General features: G+C 69.3%; 6 protein-coding genes and 1 rRNA gene. All 7 read left to right on the top strand.

The window, feature by feature from the left end; translation table 11 throughout:
* Positions 1–72: ribosomal RNA gene (gene rrf / locus AMK16_RS38545) — 5S ribosomal RNA — on the top strand; the annotation flags it as partial.
* A 132-nt stretch (positions 73–204) separates the two neighbouring features.
* On the top strand, positions 205–795 hold the full coding sequence (locus AMK16_RS23545; RefSeq protein WP_073918784.1) for a CDP-alcohol phosphatidyltransferase family protein: 591 nt from the start codon (positions 205–207) through the stop codon (positions 793–795).
* 99 nt (positions 796–894) lie between these two features.
* Positions 895–3,390 (top strand): mannose-1-phosphate guanyltransferase, encoded by a 2,496-nt coding sequence (locus AMK16_RS23540; RefSeq protein WP_073918782.1) that lies wholly within the window; start codon positions 895–897, stop codon positions 3,388–3,390.
* A 106-nt stretch (positions 3,391–3,496) separates the two neighbouring features.
* Entirely contained in the window at positions 3,497–4,405 is a 909-nt protein-coding gene (locus tag AMK16_RS23535; protein WP_073918780.1) for a DUF881 domain-containing protein, read from the top strand.
* The gene (locus AMK16_RS23530; RefSeq protein ID WP_030158423.1) at positions 4,402–4,734 is read left to right on the top strand and encodes a small basic family protein; all 333 of its coding nucleotides are present in this window, start codon (positions 4,402–4,404) and stop codon (positions 4,732–4,734) included. Before AMK16_RS23535 ends, AMK16_RS23530 begins: the two co-directional genes overlap by 4 nt.
* Positions 4,735–4,739: 5 nt before the next feature.
* The gene (locus AMK16_RS23525) at positions 4,740–5,726 is read left to right on the top strand and encodes a DUF881 domain-containing protein (RefSeq protein ID WP_107417215.1); all 987 of its coding nucleotides are present in this window, start codon (positions 4,740–4,742) and stop codon (positions 5,724–5,726) included.
* Between the two features lie 483 nt (positions 5,727–6,209).
* Complete coding sequence (locus AMK16_RS38155) at positions 6,210–6,752, top strand: FHA domain-containing protein (protein ID WP_274535378.1); 543 nt, start codon at positions 6,210–6,212, stop codon at positions 6,750–6,752.
* Positions 6,753–6,754: the final 2 nt, after the last annotated feature.

Genomic DNA, 6,754 nt, shown 5'->3' with positions numbered 1-6,754 from the left:
CCGGAAGCTAAGCCTTTCAGCGCCGATGGTACTGCAGGGGGGACCCTGTGGGAGAGTAGGACGCCGCCGAACAATTATTGTGGGAAAGCCCCGCACCATTCATGGTGCGGGGCTTTTCTGCGTTCAGGACCCGTGCGGGGGCTCCTGTAGGGTCAAGGGGCATCGTTCGTCCAGTATTTTCACCGTCACAGTGGAGGCCCCCGGGTGGAGGTCCAGGAGACTCGGGTTCAGACTGACCGAATTTTCACCATTCCCAACATCCTGAGCATGGCGCGCCTGGCCGGCGTACCCCTGTTCCTCTGGCTGATCCTCGCGGAGCACGACGGATGGGCCCTGGCCGTCCTGATGCTCAGCGGCATCAGCGACTACCTCGACGGCAAGCTCGCCAGGCGCTGGAATCAGATCAGCAACCTGGGCCGGCTGCTGGACCCGGCCGCGGACCGCCTGTACATCCTGTCGACACTCTTCGGCATGACGTATCGCGGGATTCTGCCGCTGTGGCTCACCGGCGCCCTGCTGGCCCGCGAGCTGATGCTGCTGGTCATGGTGTGGATCCTGCGCCGCCACGGCTATCCGCCGCCCCAGGTGAACTTCCTCGGGAAGGCCGCGACCTTCAACCTGATGTACGCGTTTCCCTTGCTGCTGCTCAGTGACGGCACGGGTTGGTTGGCCTGGATGGGGGCAGTTTTCGGATGGGCGTTCGCCGGATGGGGTACAACCCTCTATTGGTGGGCAGGAATCCTTTACGTGGTTCAAGTCCGCCGTCTCGTGAAGGCGGACTCCACGGCCGATTGAGCTCGCCCGGCGCCCGATGACGCGGAGGAGTAGCGGAGTCACCGTCCGAGACGGGTGAGGTCGGCAAGACAGTCGTCTCTCTAGGAGGACTCTTCCGACATGAAGGCCGTCGTGATGGCCGGTGGCGAAGGTACCCGACTTCGCCCGATGACCTCGAGCATGCCCAAGCCGCTCCTGCCGGTGGCCAACCGGCCGATCATGGAGCACGTGCTCAGGTTGCTCAAGCGGCATGGGCTCAATGAAACGGTCGTCACCGTTCAGTTCCTGGCGTCACTCGTCAAGAACTACTTCGGGGACGGCGAGGAGCTCGGTATGGAGCTCACCTATGCCAATGAGGAGAAGCCACTCGGCACCGCCGGCAGCGTGAAGAACGCCGAGGAGGCCCTGAAGGACGACACCTTCCTGGTCATCTCCGGCGACGCGCTCACCGACTTCGACCTCACGGACCTGATCCGCTTCCACAAGGAGAAGGGCGGCCTCGTCACGGTCTGCCTGACCCGGGTTCCCAACCCGCTGGAATTCGGCATCACCATCGTGGACGAGGAAGGTAAGGTCGAGCGCTTCCTGGAGAAGCCCACGTGGGGGCAGGTCTTCTCGGACACGATCAACACCGGCATCTACGTGATGGAGCCGGAGATCTTCGACTACGTCGACGCCGATGTTTCCGTGGACTGGTCCGGGGACGTCTTCCCGCAGCTCATGAAGGAAGGCCGGCCGATCTACGGCTACGTGGCCGAGGGCTACTGGGAGGACGTGGGCACCCACGAGAGCTACGTCAAGGCCCAGGCCGACGTGCTCGAGGGCAAGGTCCAGGTCGACATGGAGGGCTTCGAGATCTCGCCCGGCGTGTGGATCGCCGAGGGCGCCGAGGTGAGCCCGGACGCGGTGCTCCGCGGGCCCCTGTACATCGGGGACTACGCCAAGGTCGAGGCCGGCGTCGAGATCCGCGAGCACACCGTCGTCGGGTCGAACGTCGTCGTCAAGAGCGGCGCCTTCCTGCACAAGGCCGTCGTCCACGACAACGTCTACATCGGCCCCCACAGCAACCTCCGCGGCTGCGTCATCGGCAAGAACACCGACATCATGCGTGCCGCGCGCATCGAGGACGGCGCCGTCATCGGCGACGAGTGCCTCGTCGGCGAGGAGTCCATCGTCCAGGGGAACGTACGCGTCTACCCCTTCAAGACGATCGAGGCGGGCGCGTTCGTCAACACCTCCGTCATCTGGGAGTCCCGGGGACAGGCGCACCTCTTCGGGGCGCGGGGTGTCTCCGGGATCCTCAACGTGGAGATCACGCCCGAGCTGGTGGTCCGGCTCGCGGGCGCCTATGCGACGACGCTGAAGAAGGGCGCGACGGTCACCACGGCCCGCGACCACTCCCGAGGCGCGAGAGCGCTCAAGCGAGCCGTGATCTCCGCCCTCCAGGCCAGCGCGATCAACGTCCGCGACCTGGAGAACGTCCCGCTGCCCGTGGCGCGCCAGCAGACCGCGCGCGGCAGCGACGGCGGCATCGTGCTGCGGACCTCGCCGGGTGTGCCGGACTCCGTCGACATCATGTTCCTGGACGAGCGGGGAGCCGACCTCTCCCTCCAGCAGCAGCGCAAGCTGGACCGCGTGTACGCCCGCCAGGAGTACCGGCGCGCCTTCCCCGGCGAGATCGGCGACCTGCAGTTCCCGGGCAGCGTCTTCGACGCCTACACGGGCTCGCTGCTGCGCCGGGTGGACACCACGGGGATCGGCGACGCCGGGCTCAAGGTGGTCGTGGACGCCTCCAACGGCAGCGCCGGGCTCGTCCTGCCCAGCCTGCTGGGCAGGCTCGGGGTGGACGCGCTGACGATCAACCCGGGTCTCGACGAGACCAGGCCGACGGAGACCGCCGAGTCCCGGCGGGCCGGGCTGGTACGGCTCGGGGAGATCGTGGCCTCGGCCCGGGCCGCGTTCGGTGTGCGCTTCGACCCGGTCGGCGAGCGGATCTCGCTCGTGGACGAGCGCGGGCGGATCATCGAGGACGACCGGGCGCTGCTGGTGATGCTCGACCTGGTGGCCGCGGAGAAGCGCAGCGGCAAGGTCGCGCTCCCGGTGACCACGACGCGTGTCGCCGAGCAGGTGGCGGCGTACCACGGCACGCAGGTGGAGTGGACGACGACCTCGCCGGACGACCTGACCCGGGTGGGCCGGGCGGAGAACACCATCTTCGGCGGTGACGGCCGCGGCGGGTTCATCGTTCCGGAGTTCAGCAGCGTCTTCGACGGATCGGCGGCCTTCGTACAACTGCTGGGCCTGGTGGCGCGGACGCAGCTCACCCTGAGCCAGATCGACGCGCGGATCCCGCGGGCGCACGTGCTCAAGCGGGACGTGCCGACGCCGTGGGCGGTCAAGGGCCTGGTGATGCGCAGTGTCGTCGAGGCGGCGGGCGACCGGCAGGTCGACACCACGGACGGCGTGCGGGTCGTGGAGGCCGACGGACGGTGGGCGCTGGTCCTGCCGGACCCGGCGGAAGCGGTCACGCACCTGTGGGCGGAGGGCCCCGACGACGCCTCCGCGCAGGCGCTGCTCGACGAGTGGGCGAGCGTGGTGGACAGCGCCGGGAACTGAGCCTCGGATCCACGGATGACCTACAGTCCCGCGGGCGGGGCGGGGAGAGTGCCCCGCCGGCCCGCGGGACGGGTGCATTGGGTGTGTACGGCGCCGACATGCGACGATGTGCGGCATGTCGCAGCCGCCCCACAACCGGAGTTCGGCGTCACCTCCGCCCGCTCGCCCGGACGCCTCCATGTCGCTGTTGACGCACGTGATGGACCACGGTCTCGACGAGGGCTACGCCGAGGCGTCGGCCCGGCGTGAGGCGGAGGGCACCGCCGGACTGCCGCGGACCCTGAAGGCGAAGCTGGCGCTGGCGGGCGGGCTCGTGCTCGCGGCCATGGTCGTCACGCTGGGCGCCGCGCAGGCGCAGCTGGCCGCCCCGGTGCTGGCCAAGGAGCATCAGGAGCTGATCGACCGCGTGGAGCGGGCGGACGATCGGGCCAAGGATTTGGACCGGGACATCGACCACCTGCGGACGGATGTGGCCGGGCGCCAGCGGACCGCGCTCAAGCAGCCGGGCGGGGGGCAGGGCGACCTCGTGGCGCTGCTGGCCGGGGCCACGGCGGCGCGCGGACCCGGGATCAAACTGGTCGTGGACGACGCCAAGGGCACGTCGTCGGGCGGCGGTGGCGGCCCGCGCGAGAGCGCCGGTTTCTCGGACACCGGGCGGCTGCGGGACCGTGACATGCAGAAGATCGTCAACGGGCTGTGGCAGTCCGGCGCGGAAGCCGTCTCGATCAACGGGCAGCGGCTGACGGCGCTGTCGGCGATCCGGGCCGCGGGTGACGCGATACTGGTCGACAACAGGCCGCTGGTACCGCCGTACGAAGTGCTGGCGGTGGGCGACAAGAAGCGGCTCGGCCCCGCCTTCCAGGACTCGGCGGACGGCCAGTACCTGCACGTGCTGCAGGAGAGCTACGGGATCCGCTACACGCTGTCCGCCGCGGACGACCTGCGGCTGCCGGCCGCGTCGAGCCTGACCGTGCGTACAGCCACAGCAGCAGAGCAGCAGAAGGGTGCATCGTGATCGCGGTACTGGGCCTCGTGGCCGGAGTGGTGGTCGGGCTTCTGGTCCGGCCCGAGGTGCCGGCCGTGGTGGAGCCTTATCTGCCGATCGCCGTCGTGGCGGCGCTGGACGCGGTGTTCGGGGGCTTGCGCGCCATGCTGGACGGCATCTTCGTGGACAAGGTCTTCGTGGTGTCGTTCCTGTCCAACGTGGTCGTCGCCGCGCTGATCGTCTTCCTCGGTGACAAGCTGGGCGTCGGTTCCCAGCTGTCGACGGGCGTGGTCGTGGTCCTCGGCATCCGCATCTTCTCCAACGCCGCGGCCATCCGCCGGCACGTGTTCCGGGCGTGAGGCCGATGAGTACGAACGACACCCCGCCGGAGCGGTCCGAAGGGCCCGAGGGGGCAGCGGGCTCCGGCGCCCCCGTCCCGCCGGTGCCGCCCCCGGTGCCCGGTCCTCCCGTGCCCCCGGTGCCCGCGCCTCCCGTGCCGCCGGCCGGGCCCGTTCCCCCGGACGCGTCGGTCCCGCCCGTCCCGCCGGCGGGTCCGCTCCCGCCCGCGCCGCCGCCGCAGGCCGCGGAGAGCGGGGCACCAGGTCCCTCGGGGCCGCTGTCCGAGCCGCCCGTGCAGACGGGCCGGCAGCGGCTCGCGGACGGGTTGTGGCCACCGCGTGTGAGCAGGGCCCAACTGATCGTGGCTCTGCTGCTGTTCGTGCTGGGTCTGGGGCTCGCCATCCAGGTGCGGTCCAACAGCGACTCCAGTGCGCTGCGTGGGGCCCGTCAGGAGGACCTCGTACGGATCCTGGACGAGCTCGACGGGCGGACCAAGCGCCTGGAGGACGAGAAGCAGCAGTTGGAGGACCAGCGCAAGGAGCTGGAGAGCAGTTCCAACCAGGCCGAAGAGGCGCGCAGGCAGACGGTGGAGAAGGAGCGCCAACTGGGCATCCTGGCCGGTACGGTGGCAGCCCAGGGGCCCGGTATCACGTTGAAGGTCGGCGATGCCACCGGTCAGGTGCGGTCCGACCAGCTGCTGGACACGCTCCAGGAGCTGCGGGCGGCCGGGGCCGAGGCGATCCAGATCAACGGTGTGCGCGTGGTGGCGGGCTCGTACTTCTCGGACGAGAACGGCGGGGTCGGGATCGACGGTAAGAAGATCACACAGCCCTACGAGTTCAGGGTGATCGGCCAGGCCCAGGATCTGGAGCCCGCCCTGAACATCCCCGGCGGGGTCGTACAGACGTTGGAGAAGGAACAGGCCACCGTGGAAGTCAAGCGTTCGGCCAAGATCGTTGTGGATGCCTTGCGAGCGGCGAAGCAGCCTGACTACGCTCGGTCGTCACCGTGATGAAGCGGAGTGGAAAGTGGAGCGGCTCATGCGGGCGGATGCCTGCGGGGGGTCGGCGCACCGAAGTCGCGGTGCGTGGTGGAAACTGTCTGGTGGTTACGGACGTTGTGAGAATGTCCGGGTCGGCAGGTGTTGCATTCGGAGTTCGTCCTGCCCCACGGGCGGGTCTGTTTCGGTCAAGGGGAATCGCCCGTGAAGTTGTTTGAGAAGTTGTTCGGCAAGAAGAACCGTGAGGAAAGCGGTGCGGCACGTCACCGCGCCGGTCACGGTGAGGGGGAAGGGCAGGGCGACCGGCCGCTCTTCCGGGACGAGGTCGCGGGCGGTGACATTTCGGGCGCGCACGGCGCGTCGTCCGTTGACCCTGCCGGTACCGGACGCATAGGTTTCGGTGACCCATCAACCTCGAGTGCGGGTGGAGGCTTTGCCCCCGACCCGTATGCCACCAATGCCTCCGCGGGGCAGCCGCGGCGCGAGGAGCCGTCCATGTCGGCCGAGCAGGTTTGCAGCAGGTGCGGGCACCGCAGCGATGCGGCCAGCCGGTTCTGCTCCAACTGCGGGGCGCCGCTGCGGGCGGGTCTGACGCCGGAGCGTGCCTCGGAGACCACGTCCACCATCTCGATCTCGGGCCTCGAGGCCTATGAGGCCGAGGTGTCGGGACAGCCGCACGTGTCGTCCTCGCTGTCCCCCGAGGCCCAGGCCGCGGTGGAAGCGCTGCCGCCCGGTTCCGCCCTGCTGATCGTGCGGCGCGGTCCCAACTCCGGTAGCCGCTTCCTGTTGGACGGCGAGCTGACCACGGCCGGCCGGCACCCGCAGAGCGACATCTTCCTGGACGACGTGACCGTCTCCCGGCGACACGTCGAATTCCGCCGGAGCCAGGACGGGGGCTTCACCGTCTCCGACGTCGGCAGCCTCAACGGCACGTACGTCAACCGTGAGCCGATCGACGCCGTCGCGCTGCACAACGGCGACGAGGTGCAGATCGGCAAGTACCGGCTGGTCTTCTACGCGAGCCTGCGGGGCATCTGACC

The sequence above is a fragment of the Streptomyces sp. CB00455 genome (assembly GCF_001905445.1).
Lineage (GTDB): Bacteria > Actinomycetota > Actinomycetes > Streptomycetales > Streptomycetaceae > Streptomyces.
The sequence above is the reverse complement of the archived record's forward strand: the minus strand, read 5'-3'. Positions and strand labels throughout refer to the sequence as shown.